Genomic DNA, 18,707 nt, shown 5'->3' on the forward strand with positions numbered 1-18,707 from the left:
GCCAATCGCTCATTCATAAATATTTATGATTGGATTGATAAAAAAAATTATAAAAGGTTTGACCATGCGGTCAATAAAAAAGCACATCATGCTGATGTGCTTTAAATGGAGCGGGCTTAAAACTTTATCCTGTGTTACGAAGACCCGCAGCAATACCGGCGATACTCACCATAAGTGCATGATCTACAGGTGTATTTGTTTCCTGACGCTCTTCTAGGTAACGGCGGCGACGTTTCATTAACTCTGCTTGGAGTAAATGCAGGGGCAATAAATACGGTTTGCGCACTCTCATCGACTGATCTAAAACTTCGTTACTGCTGAGGAGTTTAGACTCACCTTTAAGCGCCAAGAGGGTTTGCACCGCATACTTTAAGCGCTGACGTAGATGTTCACCGAGCACTTTCAAGTCTTCATCATCGGTCAGGTGCGACTCATAATACAGTGCCACATGAGCATCAGACTTTGAGAGCACCATTTCCAACATATCAATCAGGGTTTGGAAATACGGCCAAGCCACCAGCATTTCATCTAAGGTGGCTTTATGCCCTTGATCAATCACTTGGTTAATTGCTGCGCCTGTACCTAACCAAGCGGGTAGCATCAAACGAATCTGGGTCCACGCAAATACCCAAGGAATGGCACGTAAGGACTCAATGCCGCCAGTGACTTTACGTTTTGCAGGGCGTGAGCCAAGCGGTAACATTTGCAGTTCAAGCTCTGGCGTGACTGTACGTAAGTACTTTACGAAGTGCGGGTTTTCTCGCACAGTCTGACGATACACTTGTACCGACAAATCGGTCATGCTGTGCATCAACTCGCGCCACTCAGGTTTTGGGACGGGCGGTGGAAGTAAGGTGGCTTCTAAAGTGGCAGCGGTATAAATCTCTAAGTTTTGCAGCGCAATGCCTTCTAAGCCAAACTTGAAGCGAATCATTTCACCTTGTTCAGTGACTCGAATTGCACCTGAAATCGAGCCGGGTGGCTGTGAAAACAGGGCTTGTTGTGTTGGCGCACCGCCGCGGCTGATGGAACCGCCACGACCATGAAATAGTGTGAGTTGTACGCCATGTGTTTTCGCAATTGCGGTTAATTCTTCTTGCGCACGGTACTGTGCCCAATTGGCTGACATAAAACCTGCATCTTTTGCCGAGTCTGAGTAACCAATCATCACTTCATGTTTGCCCTGAATATGCTGTTTATACCAATGCATATTGAATAAGGTATTCATGGTGGCTGCGGCGCCATCTAAGTCTTTCAATGTTTCAAACAATGGCACCACACGTAGTGGATGTTGGATGCCTGCTTCTTTTTGCAAAAGCAGTACCGCCAGCACATCACTAGGATATTCAGCCATCGAAATAATGTAGGCACCTAAACTTTCTTGAGGCTGCGCCGCCAAAGTACGCATGGTGGCAAACACTTCTTGTACTTCAGGTTGTTCAATTAAGCTTTGCGCAGGTTCATTTAAATGCTTCGGCAACAGTGGACGTTTGCTTTGTAGTTCTTGCAATAAAAAGTTTTGACGCGCTTGTTCGGTCCACGTTTCAAAATTACCCAGACCCAAATATTCAGTAATGGCCGAAATCGCTTGGCGATGACGTCCTGACTCTTGGCGAATATCCAGTTTTAGCAGTTCAATCCCGAAACAGTTCACTCGATGGATAAAGTCTAGCAATTTGCCATTGGCAATTTCAGGCAGGTTGCTGGCAATTAAAGAGCGATAACACAGCAGTAAAGGCTGCAGCAGTTCATTTTTGGTTTTAATCACCAAGCTGTCATCGGCATCGGCACCGCGCAGTTTTTCTGCGAGCCAATGGCGCGTAGCTTTCAGCCGTTCACGGGTATCGCGTAAATATTCACGGTACGGTTCAGGATGGTCTTGGCCCAAGGCTTGACGCAGTTCATCGCTACAGCTTTGAATCGACAGTTCCCAACGCAAGTCTTCAATGTCACGTAAGTAAAGATCAGCTGCTTTCCAACGCGATAGCCACAGGACTTCTTGCGTAATGTTGTGTGTCACATTCGGGTTGCCATCACGGTCACCACCCATCCATGAAGCGAAACGTACAGGTGCCACATGTAAAGGCAGACGCTGCCCACAGTGTTCAATCACCATGTCGTCTAGTTCACGCATGAACTTCGGTACGGCATTCCATAAGGTTTGCTCAATGGTGGTGAAACCCCATTTTGCTTCATCGACAGGGGTTGGACGGTGTTGACGAATTTCATCGGTCTGCCACGCCGAACAGATTAGTTGTTTTAAGTCTTCAAGGACTGTTTGGCGCTCACGAGGGGTCAGTTTTTGCTGATCCATTTTAAATAAGGCATCGTTAATACCATCATATTTTTGGATCAGGGTACGTCGGCTGACTTCAGTAGGGTGAGCGGTCAGAACCAGTTCAATATTTAAATCACAGATTTGCTGGAACAACGTATCGGTTGAAATGTCGTTATTTTTAAATTTAGCAAAGAGGTGGTCGAGCGGATTTGGAGAGGGTGCGGTCTCATCAAATTCACTTTGACGACGGCTACGGACCACATGGTATTGCTCCGCAATATTGGCAAAGTTCAAAAAGTGGGTAAAGGCACGCGTCAGCGGCAGAATTTCATCATCTTCAAGGCTGAAAAACAGTTGTTCCAGCTGCTTTTCGGCTTCAACTTGCCCATCCCGTGCCCCTTTGGATAAGGCCCGAATTTGCTCGACCTGATTAAACAAATCTTGTCCTGCATGCTCCTTGAGGGTTTCACCCAATAGGTTGCCGAGTAATCGGACATCTTCACGTAGTGGAGCATCAATTTGTTGAATCATGATTATTATTCCCTCGTTGTTCTTAATTTGACTATACCCCGATTCGATGACAATCCAAGTAGGGGCAGACAAAAGTAGGGGATTAATTGCTGAATTTAGAAGCAAATGAACAACTTAGGGCAAGCAATTGTTTTAAAGTAAAGAGGGTTTTTAATTGCAAGCATTTGAATTAATTATAAAAAATATAAGTTTAATTAACCGAATCTTAAGGTTTTTGTAAGGGGTATTTTAATAAAAAAATCGCAATGGCTTCTTGAATCAGTTGCTCGCGTTGTTTGGCATTGGGCACTTCATTCATCCCCAACAACATTTCTTGGTGACGGTATCCAAACAGCAAAGACATTAATAAGGTGATGACCTCGTTGACCTGTTCAAACTGAAGAACGCCTAAGGCCTGAGCTTGGTCAAAGAACTGTTCCCAAATCGCCCGCATTTTGAGGTGAGAGGCTTTATAGAAGTTCTCTAGCAATGGGTTTTGTTCAGCGGCCAGCTGTAATAGTAAGTACTCCAGCTTGATGGCCTCAGGCAAGTTAATAATATGCATCCATAGCGCACAAATCTGTTCGAGCATGGGCACAAAGTCTTCGGCACGTTGCAATTGAAATGAACGACCCAGCATCAGCTTTTCACAGGTTTCCTCAATTGCACAACTGAACAGATTGGCTTTGTCCTGAAAATGGTTATATACCGTGAGTTTGGTGACGTGCGCTTCCTTGGCAATATGGTCCATGCTGGAGCCGTGGTAGCCATGTTGTAAAAACAACTGACGTGCCACCTCCAAAATACGTTGCCGTTTTTCTAAATCTTTGGGACGTCCTGCTGAAGCTTGCACACATTTTCCTAAAAAAAGTTCAAAAAGTCATTTACATCTGAGCATATCTTTAATTAGTGTACTATGCAGTATATTAATTAAAAAATAACCAAGTTAAGTCTGGATATTGTGCCTGATTAATTGGTGGTTATGGAAGAAGAGCAGACTTCATGAGCAAAATTCAGACCCTTGTGGCAAGTATGATGGTGGTGTGTAGTATCACCTTGTGGGGATGTAGCAAAGACACGACCGAACCAGAGTCGGTGCCTTTGGTAATGGTGAGCCAACCGAATACCACGCATCTAGAACAAAAAAGCTATGCAGGCGAAGTGCAAGCCCGCCAACAAACGGCACTGTCCTTTCGTGTTGGGGGACAAGTTACGGAGCGTCTGGTCGATGTGGGTGACCAAGTCAAAGTCGGACAAGTTTTAGCACGCTTAGATGTACAAGATGCCCAGTTGCAACTCAATGCAGCCAAAGCACAGTTAGAAAGTGCCCAAGCGGCTGAAAAAAATGCGCAGGATGAACTCAAACGCTTTAAGCAATTATTACCGAGTAATGCGGTGAGTCGTTCACAGTACGACAGCGTTGAAAATCAATATAAAGCCGCACTGTCGAGCTTGAAACAAGCACAAGCCAATTATAACGTTACGCAAAACCAAACCAGTTATAACCAACTGATCGCCAATAAAAACGGCGTGATTACCGAGCGTAATATTGAAATTGGACAGGTGATTTCAGCAGGGCAACCCGCGTTTCAACTGGCCATTTCAGGTGATCGTGAAGTGGTGATTGGTGTGCCTGAACAAGCCATTGCTCAGATTAAAGTCGGACAGGATACAATCGTCACCTTGTGGTCTAAACCCGATGAGCGTTTTGCTGCCTACGTCCGTGAAATTTCGCCTGCCGCAGATCAATCACGTACTTTTAGTGTCAAAGTGGCTTTGCGTGAAGGACAAAATACGATTCAACTGGGACAGAGTGCTCGGGTGTTTTTCAGTTCAACTGAAAGCAATGTGTTGAGTGTACCGTTAGCCAGTGTTTCCGCTGCAGGTAAAAATGCTTATGTCTGGGTGGTGAATGCTGACAACAGCATTCGTAAAGTCCCTGTCAGTGTGGGGGAGTATGGTCGAAACAGCGTTACCATTCGTTCAGGTTTACAGCCAAAGGACTATGTCGTGGTGGGTGGGGTGCATTTACTGCGTGAAAAACAAAAAATTCAACCGATTAGCCGTGACAACAAAACGGTCAAGATTGCGACAGGGAGTTAAGCATGAACTATAACCTGTCGGAATGGGCCTTAAAAAATAAGGGCTTGGTCCTTTATTTGATGTTGTTACTGGGCATCGTGGGTGTGGTGTCTTATTCCAAACTTGCACAAAGCGAAGACCCGCCTTTTACCTTTAAAGTGATGGTGGTACAGACCTATTGGCCGGGTGCAACGGCGCGTGAAGTGTCTGAACAAGTGACCGACCGTATTGAAAAAGAGCTGATGACCACGGGTAAGTATGAGCGCATTATGGCCTACTCCAGACCTGGCGAGTCGATGGTGACTTTCGTGGCACGAGATGCTATGCGCTCCAGTGAGATACCGGATGTGTGGTATGACGTACGCAAGAAGGTTGGAGACATCAAACATCAGCTGCCTAATGGGGTACAAGGACCATTCTTTAATGATGAGTTTGGCGATACTTTCGGCAACATTTATGTACTGACTGGTAAAGACTTTGATTATGCGGTGATGAAAGAATATGCCGACCGTCTACAGTTACAACTGCAACGCGTCAAAGATGTCGCCAAGGTCAACTTGGTTGGGCTGCAAGATCAAAAGATTTGGATTGAAATTTCCAACACCAAGTCGGCACAGTTAGGCATTCCTGTGACAGCAGTGCAACAAGCCCTGCAACAGCAAAATACCATGGCCAGTGCAGGCTTTTTTGAAACAGAATCGGATCGTATTCAACTTCGAGTCACAGGGCAAATTAAGAGCGTTGAAGAACTGCAACGTATGCCTTTATTGGTCAATGGAAAAACCATCCAGCTCAGCGATGTTGCCGACGTCTATCGTGGCTTTAGTGAACCTGCTCAACCCCGTATGCGCTTTATGGGGGAAAATGGCATTGGCATTGCGGTGTCGATGCGTAAAGGTGGCGACATCTTGGCTTTGGGTAAAAACTTAGAAACTGAGTTTTCCAAGCTGCAAAAAACTTTGCCTTTAGGTATGGAGCTGAAGAAAGTTTCAGACCAGCCTGTCGCGGTGAAGCGTAGTGTCAACGAGTTCATGAAAGTTTTGGCTGAAGCGGTGATTATTGTCTTGCTGGTTAGCTTTTTCTCGCTGGGTTTCCGTACTGGACTGGTGGTGGCATTCTCCATTCCATTGGTCCTAGCCATGACCTTTGCAGGCATGAATATTTTTGATGTCGGTCTACATAAAATTTCCTTAGGTGCGTTGATTTTGGCGCTCGGGCTCTTGGTCGATGACGCTATTATTGCTGTGGAAATGATGGCGATCAAAATGGAGCAAGGCTACAGTCGACTACAAGCAGCAGGGCATGCGTGGCGAACGACGGCTTTCCCCATGTTGACGGGAACCTTGATTACCGCTGCGGGCTTCTTACCGATTGCTACAGCAGCGTCCAGTACAGGCGAATATACCCGTTCTATTTTCCAAGTGGTGACCATTGCCTTAATTGTGTCATGGTTTGCAGCGGTGCTTTTTGTACCTTATTTGGGTGACAAACTCCTGCCCGATTTTAATAAAGAGCTGATTCAAAAAGCGCCGTGGTATAGCCGTTTGTGGGCACGTTTGCGCAAACAGCCAGAATCTCAGCCGATGGTGCATCATGCAGGTGAGCATCACGATCCTTATCAAACCAAGTTCTATCAAGGTTTTCGCCGTTGGGTCGATCTGTGTGTGACCTATCGTAAAACGGTCATTGCGACGACTGTGGCTATTTTTGTACTCTCGGTGTTGATGTTTAAGTTAGTACCACAGCAGTTTTTCCCGCCTTCGAATCGTGCCGAAATTTTGGTCGACTTAAAACTTGAAGAAGGAGCATCTTTAACCGCAACTGAAAATGCGGTGAAAAAAGTTGAACAGTTCCTGTCGAAGCAAGAAGGCATTGATAATTATGTGGCATATGTGGGCACAGGCTCGCCACGTTTTTATTTACCGCTCGATCAGCAGCTACCACAAGCCAGCTTTGCTCAGTTTGTGGTCTTGGCTTCTTCACTGGATGATCGCAATGAAATTCGCAAATCCTTAGACACCCAAATCCGTCAGTTATTGCCCGATGTACGTACTCGTGTCTCTTTACTTGAAAACGGCCCTCCTGTCGGTTATCCACTTCAATATCGCGTATCGGGTGAAGACCTAACCCAAGTGCGTGCTTGGGCGGATAAAGTCGCGGCGATGTTGAGTGCTAACCCCAACACCACCAATGTGCATTTGGACTGGGGTGAACCAAGCAAGATGATCAATTTAGAGATTGACCAAGACCGTGCCCGCCAAATGGGGGTATCGAGTTTAGATTTGGCCAATTTCTTGAACAGCTCAATTTCGGGTGCCACCATTAACCAATACCGTGAGAAACGTGAACTGATTGAAATCCGTTTACGTGGTGATCAAGCCGAGCGGGTTGAAGTAGCATCACTGGCGAGCCTTGCCGTTCCAACTTCAAATGGCGGAACAGTCCCGTTGGCACAAATTGCAAAAATTGATTATAGCTTTGAAGAAGGTTTGATTTGGCATCGTAACCGCCTACCAACCATTACGGTACGTGCAGATATTCGGACCAAGTTACAGCCTGCCACGGTGGTGGATGAAATGGCTGAGCAGATGAATCAGCTGCGTGCAGAACTGCCGAATGGTTATTTGGTTGAAGTCGGCGGTACAGTGGAAGAGTCTGCACGTGGGGGTAAATCGGTTGCAGCGGGTATGCCTTTGTTCTTGGCCGTGGTCATGACTTTGCTGATGATTCAACTGCGCAGTATGTCTCGTGCCACGATTGTCTTACTCACTGCGCCTTTAGGTTTGATCGGCGTGGTGTTATTCCTGCTGTTGTTCAATAAACCTTTTGGCTTTGTTGCGATGTTGGGGACCATTGCCTTGTCGGGCATGATCATGCGTAACTCGCTGATCTTGATTGATCAGATTGAGCAAGATATTCAAGCAGGGCATGAATCATGGGATGCAATCATCGATGCGACGGTGCGACGTTGTCGTCCAATTGTGCTGACGGCATTGGCAGCAGTTCTGGCGATGATCCCATTGTCTAGAAGTATTTTCTTTGGACCTATGGCCGTTGCGATCATGGGCGGACTGATTGTGGCGACGCTATTAATCCTGTTCTTTTTACCGGCCTTGTATGCGCAGTGGTTTAAAGTAAAAAAAATTAGCCATAAGCCTTAAATTTATGCCAATATCAGGTGCGAAACGTTGAAAATTTCAATATAGTAGCACCTGAAATTTATGGCATTTTTATAAAGCAGTTTTTTGCTACACATTAAAAAATAAACGATGTAGCAAATGGGGTTAAACGCATGATGCAAGACAATGTAACCAAGTATCGCCGCTCTATCGCGATTTCTTATGTCTTCATGTTTTTTGCTTTGTTTACTGTGATTAGCGGCGCATTTTCTTACTGGTATGCCCGAAAAGTCACGCAAATTGATCATGCTGAAGTATGGTTACAAGCGCAAGCACTTTGGGTCATGCGCAATATTGTAATTTATAGCATTATGGCGTTATTTGCAGCGTTGTGGTTTATTCCTCTTATTTTCTTCACTTGGGACAGTGCATTGTGGGTGACTGGATGCACTGTTGCAGGTGTGGTTTTTAGCTGTATTGCATTTCTCTTCCTTCTAAATGCGTGGTTTAAAGGCCTGTCTAAATTTTTGAAAAATAAAGCAGTTTTCTAATTCTACTGATTTTTTTCAAACACCCCCTTGTAAAACTTGGTTTGAACCCAATTTCAGACCACAGTTGAGTATTAAATAAATTCCGTGAGGAGCATCGCCAGACATGGCTAAACGTGATTATTATGAGGTTTTAGGTGTTGCTAAAACCGCTAGTGATGATGAAATTAAAAAAGCCTACCGTAAGTTGGCGATGAAATATCATCCGGACCGCAACCCTGACAATGCCGAAGCTGAAGAGAAGTTTAAAGAAGCGGCTGAAGCTTATGAAATTTTATCGGATAGCGAAAAGCGTAGCATGTATGACCGTATGGGGCATCAAGCCTTTGAAGGTGGTATGGGCGGCGGAGGCGGCTTCGGTGGTGGTTTCAGCGCAGAAGACATTTTTAATCAATTCGGTGACATTTTCGGTGGCGCATTTGGTGGCGGCGGTGGTCGTGGTCAACAGCGTGCACGTCGTGGTTCTGACTTACGTTATGTGATGGAACTGACGTTGGAAGAAGCAGTAAGAGGGGTGAAAAAAACCATTACTTTTACCGCACCAGCGCCGTGTGAAACCTGTGACGGTAAAGGCTCTAAAAACCCGAACGATGTTGAAACCTGTAAAACTTGTCATGGTGCAGGTCAGGTTCGCATGCAGCAAGGTTTCTTCTCTGTACAGCAGACTTGTAGCACCTGTCGCGGTCAGGGTAAGATCATTAAGAACCCATGTAATACCTGTCATGGTTCAGGTGTTAAAGACCGTCAACAAACCTTAGAAGTGACGATTCCTGCGGGCGTCGACAACGGTGACCGCGTTCGTTTAACGGGCAAAGGCGAAGCGATTCGTGATGGTCAGTCAGGCGACTTGTACGTAGAAGTAGTAGTGCGTGAGCACGAAATCTTCCAACGTGATGGTGCAGACCTGTATATGGATGTCCCTGTGAGCATTGCCGATGCTGCTTTGGGTAAAGAAATTGAAATCCCGACACTCGAAGGTCGTGTGAGTTTGAAAATTCCTGAAGGCACACAAACGGGTAAAATGTTCCGTTTACGTGGCAAAGGGGTTAAACCTGTACGTACTAGTATGCAAGGTGACTTACTCTGCCGTATCGTGATTGAAACGCCAGTCAACTTAACAGCACGTCAACGTGAACTGTTGAAAGAGTTGCAAGAGACCTTGGATGGAGATGATCACAAATCATCACCAAAGAAGAAGTCTTTCTTTGACCGACTGTTTGATTAATTAAATACGGTACGTGTGAATCGGTGTTGAAAAGAGCGGGAATATTTTCCCGCTTTTTTTATGTTATTGCGCTTCTGTTGGCAGCTCAGGTTGATCGATCTCTTCAACCGACACCATTTCTTCAGCCATAGGTGCAGCGGCTTGTACTTGTTGCTCGGCCTGTGCTTTGGGATGTGTGCTAGTAGTGATCTTGACCTGTGACAAACTTTCTAAGGTGTCGCCTGCTTGAACAGCGGGTTCAGCCTGAACCTGTGCCCAACTGCCCCCAAACGCCATCGCTAGAAAAAGTACCTTGGTTTTCATTCTATTTTCCTCATTTTAAAGTTGTTTTTAAAAGCGAACCTAGTCTGCGTAAGATTGATTGCAAATTTGTGAAAAGCATGAGAAAGCATGTCTGAAAATAAAGCGATTTTTTCGATGAAAATGGCCAACAAACCTTAGTCTGGGCAATCAGTTTTGCTATAGTAAGAGCAATTTTGAAGCTAGATTAGGAATATGTTATGTCAGCAGCTCCACGCATTGGTGTCTTAGGTGCCGGCGGTCGTATGGGTCGCATCCTTATTCAAGCGGTACACGAAGCAGGCTATCAACTGGCTGCGGCAGTGGAACGCCCTGAAAGCTCACTGGTTGGTACAGATGCAGGTGAGCTTGCAGGTATTGGCAGCCTCGGCGTGAAGGTGGTGGGTAGTCTGGAAGCGGTAGTGAAAGATTGTGATGTGATCATTGATTTCACTGCACCAGTAGCGACCGTTCAGCATTTAAAAATTTGTCGTGAAGCTGGGGTGGCCATTGTCATTGGCACCACGGGCATGAATGACGAACAAAAAGCTTATTTGGATGACTCTGCGACTCAAACACCTGTGGTCTATGCAGCCAACTATTCTGTGGGGGTCAATGTTTCGATTAAACTGTTGGAATTGGCTTCTAAAGTCTTTGGCGACACAGTGGATATTGAAGTGATTGAAGCGCATCACCGTCATAAAGTCGATGCACCATCAGGCACAGCGTTGATGATGGGTGAGGCGATTGCGGGTGCTTTAGGTCGTGACTTGAAAACCGATGCAGTGTATTGCCGTGAAGGTCATACAGGACCACGTGAGCGTCAAAGTATTGGTTTCCAAACCATTCGTGGTGGCGATATTGTCGGTGAACATACGGCTATGTTTATTGCCGATGGTGAGCGTGTTGAAATTACTCATAAAGCGACCAACCGGATGAACTTTGCTTCGGGTGCGGTACGTGCTGCGGCTTGGGTGGTAGGACGTGAAGCACGTAAATATGACATGAAAGATGTACTGGGTTTTAACGACATTCAAGTTTAAAAACCTGCTTCATTCACCATAAAAACAAGATAAAAAACTAAAATAAGACGAAGAATAGAATGAAAAAAGTCATATATATGGCTTGTGTTGTTGCCGTGATGACGACAGCACAGGCCAAACCTATGGATCAAGCCAAACTCAGTATTCATAAAAATAATATTAAAGTTTGGACCTATCAAAATGCGCAAAACCCAGTCTTTTTATATAAGGCTGAAACCACGTTTGGTGTGCCGATTGAAAAAGCAGTGTCATTGATCTTAGATGTTGACCATGCGGTGAAATGGGTGCCGTATATGGGCAGTGTGAAAGTCTTGTCGCGCGATGATAAAAAAGGCGAGTTTCAGCTGTATATGGTGCTGGATTTTCCTTTTCCTTTAAAAGACCGCGACTTGGTGGTGCAGGGGAAAATGACCAAGGACAGTCAGGGCATTATTAGCATTAAAAATAAAGCGATTGATAAAAACATTCTTATAAATCCAGATTATGTGCGCCTAAACTATTATGAGGGCGATTGGACCTTTCAGAAACTGGGATCAAATAAAGTCAAGGTTTCGACCTCAGGTTATGCTAACCCTGAGGGGGCGATACCACTGAAGTTTGTGAATATGTTTGTCCAACAACAACCCTATCAAATGCTGCAAAAAATGAAAAATCAATTGCTGGAACAAGAAGACACTCCTGCCCATTTACCAGCTGCCTTACGTTAATTTTAAAGACGAAGAAGCCTGCAATGCAGGCTTTTTATGTTTTAAAACTTAAGGCTGTTGATAAGCGTTCAGCAGCTCTAAGGTTGAAGCCTTAGGCAGGTCTAACTGGATTAAACTGAGCATGGCATGTCCTTCACCAGCGAGCGAGATCTTGAAGTTTTCAGCACTGCTTTGGTCACATTGGAACTGTAAATTTTTCTGGCGGGGCAAGTTCATCTGCATTTCACGTTCATTGTTCAACCGATATTGATAGGTCCGTTGGGTCGAGGTTTCAGTCAAGCTCGGCGCTAAACTTAAAAACTGATAATCAGTTAAATTTTGCGTTTTCAGAAACCCTTCAATCAGGGCTTTACAAATAAAATGCTGCTGTTGTACCTGCTGTGAAACATGTGGCGGTTGGCAAGCCGATAAGCTTAATAAGCAAAAGAGAGATATGATTATTTTTTTCATAAAAGTGCCTATTTATGGTTGTGAACGAATGACAGAAGCATAATTCTGTTGGCATAATGGATACAGATACATAAAAATTAAAAAAATAGGTACAGATGAATGGCATTCCAGTATCAAAGCTTGGCTGCACAGTTGCTTGAAAAAATTCAAAATGCTGAATTACCCGCAGGGCAAAAGCTGTTGTCGTTACGCCAGTTTGCCAACTTACAAAAGGTCAGCTTGAATACCGCCAAGAGCTGTTATGAGCTACTTGAGTCACAGGGTTATATTCATGTGAAAAATAAGTCGGGTTATTTTGTCAGTTATCAAAAAAATACCAGCCCATCTATTCCCGTACCACAGCATCCTGATTTTCAGTCTCAAGCTCGTGATATTTCTAACTTAGAGCTACAGCTGGAAATTCAACAGTCTTCCATTAATAGCCGTCTCATCCATTTGGGAGCGATTCAGCTTTCGCCAAAACATGTGCCTGTAGAAGCGCTTCGCCGCTCCATTCAACGCGCCTTAAAACACAGCCAACCTGAAGATTTTTTATATAGCGATAAGCAGGGCCATATTCGCTTACGGCAGGCCTTGTCTGAGCATTGGGCTGAAGATGGCTTCTATATTTCGCAGGATGATATTTACATCAGCAATGGCTGTATGCCAGCGCTGTCGGTGATGATCCAACACCTCAGCAAGGAAGGCGACAGCGTAATTGTACCGACCCCGAATTTTAATGGTCAGTTGCAAATGTTGGCGGGGTTAAAACGAAAAATTATTGAAATTCCAGCCGATACTCAAGGCTTTGATCTTGAACGTTTAGAGCAGGTCATGCAAAGTTCAGGCGCAAAAGCGTGCTTACTCACGGCCAATTATCAAAATCCATTGGGGTTTTGCTTAAGCAATGCAGAAAAAGAAAAAATTGCACAACTGGCGGCGCGCTATCATTGCTATGTGATTGAAGATGATATTTATGGTGAATGTAGTTTCAGCTCGAGTCGTCCGCTGCCGATTAAGTATTGGGATCAGCAGGGTTATGTGATTTTCTGTGGTTCGGTTTCCAAGTCACTTTCAACTGCGTATCGCGTAGGTTGGTTTTGTATTCCGCAGCGCTTAGCGCATTTGAAGGCTACGTTATTGATGCAAAATATTACAGTGAATACACCCTTGCAGTTGGCACTGGCCGATCTCATTTATAGTCGTGCTTATCGGGAGCATTTACAGCAGTTAAAGCCGATTTTGAAACAGCAAGTTGAGCAATACCGACACATGATTCAGCATGCCTTTAACGGAGTTGAGTTACGTATCAATCAACCCTTTGGTGGTTATGCACTGTGGTTACAGTTGCCAGAGTGTATTGACGGTTTAGATATGTACTATTTTGCTCAGCAGCACGGTATTAATATTGTGCCAGGCGAAGTCTTTGGTGAAGGGCAGCGTTATAAAAACTGTATCCGCCTCAATGCAGGTCATGAAATTTCAACAGATATTCGCGCAGCGGTCACTTTGTTGGCCGATTGGGTGAAAGCGCAACTCAGCAGTTCGACGTTGCTCAAACAAGCGGTATAAAAAGCGCCTCTTTTGAGGCGCTTATGGATTAAAAATCGGCTTTGAGGACGATCCGATAACGGGCTTTTCCAGAATGTAACCGTTCCAGTGCTTCATTCAACTGTGACATAGGATACAGTTCAATTTGTGGCGCAATGTTTTTACGTGCAGCGAATTTGAGTAGCTGACGTAATGCCGCAGGTGAGCCAGTGGGTGAACCCGTGATAGATTTTGCTCCAGCAATCAGACTACCTGCATTTAACTTGATGGGCTCTAGAGGCAAGCCTAGCAGATGGATCGTGCCATTCGGTGCCAGTGTACTGATATAGGCAGGCCAATTGAGCGTGACATTCACCGTACTGAGCAATAGATCGAATTTGCCTCGCTGGGTTTTAAGCGCATCCACATCACGGCTATTCACCACATGATCTGCACCCATGGCCTTGAGTTCTTCCGTTTTGTCGAGGTTCGAGGTAAACGCCGTAATTTCACAGCCCCATCCTCGAAGTAACTTAATAGCCATATGCCCTAAACCACCGATGCCAATCACGCCAACATGGTGAATGGCTTGAATTTGGTGTTTTAAAATTGGATCAAAAACGGTAATACCGCCACACAATAAAGGACCCGCTGACTCAGGATCTAGCTCTTCAGGTAAAGGAATAATCCACTGCCAACCGGCGCGAACTTTATCGGCAAAGCCACCTGCATGACCGACGATGGTTGCTGTTGACCCACCTGTACAGAGTACTTGTTGACCCGATACACAGGGGTCACAGTGTTGGCAGCTTTCTGCCGTCCAGCCAATACCGACGCGCTGTCCAAGTTTAAGCCCTTTGGCTTCGGAGCCTAGGCGACTGATGGTGCCAATAATTTCATGACCAGCGACAACGGGATAGACCGAAGAGTTCCATTCATTGTTAATGACCGAAACATCGGAATGGCACAATCCACAATATTCGACTTGGACTTCGACCTGATGTGGTTGCAGTTCACCCGCATCGAATTGATAGGGTTGTAACGCTGCGCCTGCTTGCATTGCCGCATAGGCACGAATGGTATTATCCGTCATATTCTATATCCTTATTTTCCTGTTTTTTATGTACTTTTACTTAAAATGACAGCTGTTTTCGTGATCATTGACCATGCCAACCGCTTGCATAAAGGCATAGCAGGTGGTGGGTCCGACAAATTTAAAGCCCTGTTTTTTTAGGGTTTTAGACATATTTTGGCTTTGAGATGTCTGTGCAGGTGCTGTACGGTAGTCAGGGACATCATTGTTGATGGCGTGTTGCTCGACAAAGTTCCAGAGCCACTCAACGGGGTTAATGCCTTGTTGTTTCAGGGCTTGCCATGCAATCGCATTGTCACGAATGGCGGTCAGCTTCCCGATATGGCGAATTAAGCCGATATCTTGGACTTTTTCGGCTAAGTCGGTATCACTTAAAGCCGCAATCTGCTCGATGGAATGTTGGAAAAACTGGCGGTGATAATGTTCACGCTTTTTCAAAACGGTAATCCATGACAGCCCCGCTTGTTGACCTTCGAGGCAGAGCATCGCAAATAATTGGTTTTCATCATGTAGTGGTTTACCCCACTCATGATCATGGTAGTCGATGTAAAGTGGGTCTGAGGAGCACCATCCGCAGCGTTGAGTGGTCATGAACATGCTCCTGATCTTTTTATAGGGTAAAAGGTGCCCATTGGTCGTGTTGATTGTCCCAATAAAATAATTGGGCGTGTTCGAGGTCGGAAAAGTTAATCCAAACATCTTTTCCTGTTTTTTCAGCAAATCCAGTACTGATTAAAAGCGCATCTTCGGTAATTTCCATGATCCAACCTTGGTGGTTTTGTCCTGCCAAGATGATTTTTTGTTGATTGCCTGATTCAGCAAATTCGACCAGACGGTTGATCAACGCTTCTGACATGAAAAATTCCTAAAGTTAACGTAAATAAGGATAGGGATTTACTGCACCACGGCCTTTACCTTGTAAATAAAGTCCATAATGCAAATGTGGGGCTGTGTGCCGGGCATTGCCTGTATTGCCGACATAGCCGATCAGGTCGCCTTTTTTGACATAGTCGCCGACACTTAAGCCACGTTTATGGTCATCAAGATGAGCGTAGTAATGCCAAGTGCCTGCTGGCCCCATAATCCAAACCACTTTACCACCCAAATTGTTATTGCGTAAGTCTGCAACGAGACCTTCTGTGGCAGAAAAAACTTTTGTTCCACGTGGAGCCAGAATGTCGATGCCTTCATGCGTCCGTCCGCTACTGCGAGACGCTCCCCAAGTATCTGTGAGTCCCTGACGTTTAATGCCTTGAACGGGTACAGGCAGCTGCTGAGCTAAACGCATGTTTTTCAGTTGTTGGACTTGTGAGGCGGGTAAATGGCTTCCACTCGGCGCAGGCGGCGTAGTACGGCAAGCTGCGAGTAACAGAATCACAAAACATAAACTGGCAAGCGCAGAAAGGCGGGGCAAACAATTACGCACGAACAATCCTTTATTATTTCAGTGATCTAATTTTAAAGTCTCAGGGTGAACCCAATTGATCACCCAACTATGTCACAGTTGAATTGCCGAGATCAATTTTTTCATCGCGGTTGGGATGCCCATTTCTGTGACATTTTGTATGTCTAGCCATGTGCTGGCCAACTCTATACTTAAATGTTCGAGTTGATCGGCATCCACTTCAAAGCAAAGTGCTTCAAGTTGCCAAGTGAAATGGGTGAAACTATGCGAAATTTCAGCGTGTTGCGAGACTTGTTTCAGTCCTAGACTTTGGCACAGTTGCGTAAGTTCATCACGATTTTCAAAAATAGGTAAACACCATAAACCGCCCCAGATTCCACTATTGGGACGCTGTTGCCACAGCCATTGATTGTGATGACGCAGTACCAAAACTTGGGCTGACTTCACAGGCACAGCTTTCTTGGGTTTTTTAAAAGGCAGTTCAGTTTCTAGCCCTTGTGCATGAGCCTTACAGTGTTGCTGCATTGGACAGTATAAACACAGCGGTTTTTTAGGGGTACAGACGGTTGCCCCCAAATCCATGATGGCTTGGGTATAGTCGTGGTTACGTTCAGTTGGACAGAGTTCAGTGGCCAGTTGCCACATGCTGCGTTCATGCACAGGTTTGCTTAGATCATCCTCAATGGCAAAAAAACGCGCGAGCACACGTTTTACATTGCCATCCATAATGACGCCGTACTGACGTAAACCCAAAGACATCAGCGCCCCTGCAGTTGATGGACCAATACCTGGTAGTTCAATCCAGTCCTCTAAAGTTTGAGGAAAGTGTCCCTGACGTGCCACAACCCCTGCGGCTTTATGCAGATTACGTGCACGGGCATAGTAGCCCAGACCTGCCCAGTAAGGTGCGACCTCATCCCATGATGCTGTCCCTAAAGCTGCAACCGTTGGGAAGCGTTCGATAAAACACTCGAAGTATTGCAGCACGGTTTTGACTTGGGTCTGTTGCAGCATAATTTCAGACACCCAGACTTTGTAGGGATCATCGGCTACTTGCCATGGCAGATCATGTCGACCATGAACATCGAACCAAGTCAGTAACGCATCTGAAAAAGAGAAAGGAGACATCTGAGGCACAAGCAAGAAATTCGGCTTAGTATAACTGAATGTCTTTTCTGAGCCCGAGTTTTTGCGCATAAAAAATGGCGCTTACGCGCCATTTAAAACCATAAAAACTTAGTCTTTTGTCATGCCCCAACGTGCATCGAGTTTTAGCTCTTGGTCTTTGTAGCGTGGAATAATATGGATATGTAAGTGTTCAGATACATTCCCAAATATTTCACCGTCATTAAAACCAATATGAAAGCCTGAAGGTTGATGACGCAATTGGAGTTCATTACGTGCCAGTTCTAGCAAAGACATTAAACTTTTACGTTCTTTGTCGGTAATGTCAAAAAATGAGCTCACATGACGTAGAGGGATAATGACACAGTGACCTTTAGACAATGCATTGGGTTCGGGCAAAATCACCCCAAAGTCATTTTTATCAAGCACGTCATATTCATCAAAATTACAATATTGGCAGTGGGTCTCAGTCATTGTTATCTCCTCTAAAATCTAATTATGTATCCTGTTGGATCTGAAAAATCAAATATTTGAATTCTCAGCTCTAGTTAAGCACTGAGATTGCGTTCTAGCAAGTCATACATTGCATCTAGCCCTTGTCTTTCTGCTTCTGGGTTATAGCCCAAGTCCACGCCATTGGCTTTGGCACGCTCATCGGCCAATGGGTTGCTAAAACCGTGCTTGGCATCTTCAAAAATGATGACTTCATGGTCCACTTTTGCCGCATGCATTTCTTCACGGAAGCTGGCAACATCATCCAAAGTGACCATGCTGTCTAACTCACCATGTAAAACTAAAATTTCACCCTGAATTTGACCTTCGACCGCAGGGGTTTTGGGTGCTAATGTTGCGTGGAAAGTCGCCACTGCTTTTAGTGGTGCACCTGAGCGAGCTAAGTCTAAAACCACTTTACCGCCATAACAAAAACCAATCGCCGCCAGTTGATCTGCATTCACTTCAGGCTGGGCAGCAAGCGTATCTAAACCTGCTTTAGCCCGGTTGACGATGGTGTCTGCATCGGCAAAAGTTTGCATCATCCATTCATAGGCTTGTTTCGCATCTGTGGTGACATTTTTATCACCATACATATCAATCGCCAGTGCGGCATAACCGTGTTCAGCCAGTTCGCGAGCACGTTGTTCAGTATATTCATTTCGGCCCCACCATTCGGGTGCAACGATGATACCTGCATGCGGTGTTTGAGAGCTTGGTGCTGCAAAATAACCGACTAAGCGTTGTCCATCGGCTGCGTTATATTGAATTTCTCGAGTTTGAATACTGATTGTCATGCTCAAATCCTGATAGATGATCTGCTCTGATTAAAGCATAAAAAC

General features: G+C 45.2%; 18 protein-coding genes. 7 read left to right on the plus strand and 11 right to left on the minus strand.

Annotated elements, in window-relative coordinates:
* Positions 1-124: 124 nt before the first annotated feature.
* Together ppc and AC4CUZ_RS03925 are read right to left on the minus strand one after the other, a co-directional pair.
* The gene (gene ppc, locus AC4CUZ_RS03920; RefSeq protein WP_490747290.1) at positions 125-2,809 is read right to left on the minus strand and encodes a phosphoenolpyruvate carboxylase; all 2,685 of its coding nucleotides are present in this window, start codon (positions 2,807-2,809) and stop codon (positions 125-127) included.
* A 205-nt stretch (positions 2,810-3,014) separates the two neighbouring features.
* A complete protein-coding gene (locus AC4CUZ_RS03925; protein WP_490747292.1) occupies positions 3,015-3,641 on the minus strand; it encodes a TetR/AcrR family transcriptional regulator in 627 nt (208 codons plus the stop codon).
* A 149-nt stretch (positions 3,642-3,790) separates the two neighbouring features.
* Here AC4CUZ_RS03925 and AC4CUZ_RS03930 point away from each other — a divergent pair, with 149 nt between their 5' ends.
* The 4 genes from AC4CUZ_RS03930 (at position 3,791) to dnaJ (ending at position 9,762) form a co-directional block, all read left to right on the plus strand.
* Positions 3,791-4,891 carry an efflux RND transporter periplasmic adaptor subunit gene (locus tag AC4CUZ_RS03930; RefSeq protein WP_419275318.1) on the plus strand — a complete coding sequence of 367 codons (1,101 nt, stop codon included), beginning with the start codon at positions 3,791-3,793 and terminating at the stop codon, positions 4,889-4,891.
* Positions 4,892-4,893: 2 nt separating this feature from the next.
* Positions 4,894-8,031: an efflux RND transporter permease subunit gene (locus AC4CUZ_RS03935; protein WP_490747294.1), complete on the plus strand. Its 3,138-nt coding sequence runs from the start codon at positions 4,894-4,896 to the stop codon at positions 8,029-8,031.
* 131 nt (positions 8,032-8,162) lie between these two features.
* Positions 8,163-8,540, plus strand: a complete 378-nt coding sequence (locus tag AC4CUZ_RS03940; protein WP_490747296.1) for a hypothetical protein — start codon at positions 8,163-8,165, stop codon at positions 8,538-8,540.
* A gap of 103 nt (positions 8,541-8,643) precedes the next feature.
* A complete protein-coding gene (gene dnaJ, locus AC4CUZ_RS03945; RefSeq protein WP_490747298.1) occupies positions 8,644-9,762 on the plus strand; it encodes a molecular chaperone DnaJ in 1,119 nt (372 codons plus the stop codon).
* Positions 9,763-9,825: 63 nt separating this feature from the next.
* On the opposite strand, the gene AC4CUZ_RS03950 is transcribed toward dnaJ, so the two are convergent.
* Positions 9,826-10,065, minus strand: a complete 240-nt coding sequence (locus AC4CUZ_RS03950) for a hypothetical protein (RefSeq protein ID WP_490747299.1) — start codon at positions 10,063-10,065, stop codon at positions 9,826-9,828.
* 197 nt (positions 10,066-10,262) lie between these two features.
* On the opposite strand from AC4CUZ_RS03950, the gene dapB reads away from it, so the two are divergent.
* Both dapB and AC4CUZ_RS03960 read left to right on the plus strand, forming a co-directional pair.
* Positions 10,263-11,084, plus strand: a complete 822-nt coding sequence (dapB, locus tag AC4CUZ_RS03955) for a 4-hydroxy-tetrahydrodipicolinate reductase (protein WP_062031806.1) — start codon at positions 10,263-10,265, stop codon at positions 11,082-11,084.
* Between the two features lie 59 nt (positions 11,085-11,143).
* On the plus strand, positions 11,144-11,791 hold the full coding sequence (locus AC4CUZ_RS03960; protein WP_490747301.1) for an SRPBCC family protein: 648 nt from the start codon (positions 11,144-11,146) through the stop codon (positions 11,789-11,791).
* 48 nt (positions 11,792-11,839) lie between these two features.
* Here the strand turns inward: AC4CUZ_RS03960 and AC4CUZ_RS03965 are convergent, their stop codons facing one another.
* Entirely contained in the window at positions 11,840-12,241 is a 402-nt protein-coding gene (locus tag AC4CUZ_RS03965) for a hypothetical protein (RefSeq protein WP_125280873.1), read from the minus strand.
* Between the two features lie 99 nt (positions 12,242-12,340).
* On the opposite strand from AC4CUZ_RS03965, the gene AC4CUZ_RS03970 reads away from it, so the two are divergent.
* Complete coding sequence (locus AC4CUZ_RS03970) at positions 12,341-13,792, plus strand: aminotransferase-like domain-containing protein (RefSeq protein WP_490747302.1); 1,452 nt, start codon at positions 12,341-12,343, stop codon at positions 13,790-13,792.
* 28 nt (positions 13,793-13,820) lie between these two features.
* Here the strand turns inward: AC4CUZ_RS03970 and ahr are convergent, their stop codons facing one another.
* From ahr to AC4CUZ_RS04005, 7 genes are all read right to left on the minus strand, one after another.
* Complete coding sequence (gene ahr / locus AC4CUZ_RS03975) at positions 13,821-14,843, minus strand: NADPH-dependent aldehyde reductase Ahr (RefSeq protein WP_411935205.1); 1,023 nt, start codon at positions 14,841-14,843, stop codon at positions 13,821-13,823.
* Between the two features lie 36 nt (positions 14,844-14,879).
* The gene (locus AC4CUZ_RS03980; protein WP_058951485.1) at positions 14,880-15,434 is read right to left on the minus strand and encodes a DNA-3-methyladenine glycosylase I; all 555 of its coding nucleotides are present in this window, start codon (positions 15,432-15,434) and stop codon (positions 14,880-14,882) included.
* A 19-nt stretch (positions 15,435-15,453) separates the two neighbouring features.
* Positions 15,454-15,699, minus strand: a complete 246-nt coding sequence (locus AC4CUZ_RS03985) for a hypothetical protein (protein WP_004691836.1) — start codon at positions 15,697-15,699, stop codon at positions 15,454-15,456.
* Positions 15,700-15,714: 15 nt separating this feature from the next.
* Positions 15,715-16,257 carry a M23 family metallopeptidase gene (locus tag AC4CUZ_RS03990; protein ID WP_171457133.1) on the minus strand — a complete coding sequence of 181 codons (543 nt, stop codon included), beginning with the start codon at positions 16,255-16,257 and terminating at the stop codon, positions 15,715-15,717.
* 84 nt (positions 16,258-16,341) lie between these two features.
* Positions 16,342-17,376, minus strand: a complete 1,035-nt coding sequence (gene mutY, locus AC4CUZ_RS03995; protein WP_126034757.1) for an A/G-specific adenine glycosylase — start codon at positions 17,374-17,376, stop codon at positions 16,342-16,344.
* Positions 17,377-17,484: 108 nt separating this feature from the next.
* Positions 17,485-17,847 carry an HIT family protein gene (locus tag AC4CUZ_RS04000; protein WP_004691832.1) on the minus strand — a complete coding sequence of 121 codons (363 nt, stop codon included), beginning with the start codon at positions 17,845-17,847 and terminating at the stop codon, positions 17,485-17,487.
* Between the two features lie 74 nt (positions 17,848-17,921).
* Positions 17,922-18,662 carry a dienelactone hydrolase family protein gene (locus AC4CUZ_RS04005; RefSeq protein WP_126034759.1) on the minus strand — a complete coding sequence of 247 codons (741 nt, stop codon included), beginning with the start codon at positions 18,660-18,662 and terminating at the stop codon, positions 17,922-17,924.
* Between the last annotated feature and the right edge of the window lie 45 nt (positions 18,663-18,707).

It is taken from the genome of Acinetobacter sp. 789_lipA (genome assembly GCF_058242845.1).

What these genes read in the sequence shown, in the direction of transcription:
- ppc (WP_490747290.1), bottom strand. Translation starts at nt 2,809, where the DNA reads ATGATTCAACAAATTGATGCTCCACTACGTGAAGATGTCCGATTACTC.
- AC4CUZ_RS03930 (WP_419275318.1), top strand. Translation starts at nt 3,791, where the DNA reads ATGAGCAAAATTCAGACCCTTGTGGCAAGTATGATGGTGGTGTGTAGT.
- AC4CUZ_RS03935 (WP_490747294.1), top strand. Translation starts at nt 4,894, where the DNA reads ATGAACTATAACCTGTCGGAATGGGCCTTAAAAAATAAGGGCTTGGTC.
- AC4CUZ_RS03940 (WP_490747296.1), top strand. Translation starts at nt 8,163, where the DNA reads ATGATGCAAGACAATGTAACCAAGTATCGCCGCTCTATCGCGATTTCT.
- dnaJ (WP_490747298.1), top strand. Translation starts at nt 8,644, where the DNA reads ATGGCTAAACGTGATTATTATGAGGTTTTAGGTGTTGCTAAAACCGCT.
- AC4CUZ_RS03950 (WP_490747299.1), bottom strand. Translation starts at nt 10,065, where the DNA reads ATGAAAACCAAGGTACTTTTTCTAGCGATGGCGTTTGGGGGCAGTTGG.
- dapB (WP_062031806.1), top strand. Translation starts at nt 10,263, where the DNA reads ATGTCAGCAGCTCCACGCATTGGTGTCTTAGGTGCCGGCGGTCGTATG.
- AC4CUZ_RS03960 (WP_490747301.1), top strand. Translation starts at nt 11,144, where the DNA reads ATGAAAAAAGTCATATATATGGCTTGTGTTGTTGCCGTGATGACGACA.
- AC4CUZ_RS03965 (WP_125280873.1), bottom strand. Translation starts at nt 12,241, where the DNA reads ATGAAAAAAATAATCATATCTCTCTTTTGCTTATTAAGCTTATCGGCT.
- AC4CUZ_RS03970 (WP_490747302.1), top strand. Translation starts at nt 12,341, where the DNA reads ATGGCATTCCAGTATCAAAGCTTGGCTGCACAGTTGCTTGAAAAAATT.
- ahr (WP_411935205.1), bottom strand. Translation starts at nt 14,843, where the DNA reads ATGACGGATAATACCATTCGTGCCTATGCGGCAATGCAAGCAGGCGCA.
- AC4CUZ_RS03980 (WP_058951485.1), bottom strand. Translation starts at nt 15,434, where the DNA reads ATGACCACTCAACGCTGCGGATGGTGCTCCTCAGACCCACTTTACATC.
- AC4CUZ_RS03985 (WP_004691836.1), bottom strand. Translation starts at nt 15,699, where the DNA reads ATGTCAGAAGCGTTGATCAACCGTCTGGTCGAATTTGCTGAATCAGGC.
- mutY (WP_126034757.1), bottom strand. Translation starts at nt 17,376, where the DNA reads ATGTCTCCTTTCTCTTTTTCAGATGCGTTACTGACTTGGTTCGATGTT.
- AC4CUZ_RS04000 (WP_004691832.1), bottom strand. Translation starts at nt 17,847, where the DNA reads ATGACTGAGACCCACTGCCAATATTGTAATTTTGATGAATATGACGTG.
- AC4CUZ_RS04005 (WP_126034759.1), bottom strand. Translation starts at nt 18,662, where the DNA reads ATGACAATCAGTATTCAAACTCGAGAAATTCAATATAACGCAGCCGAT.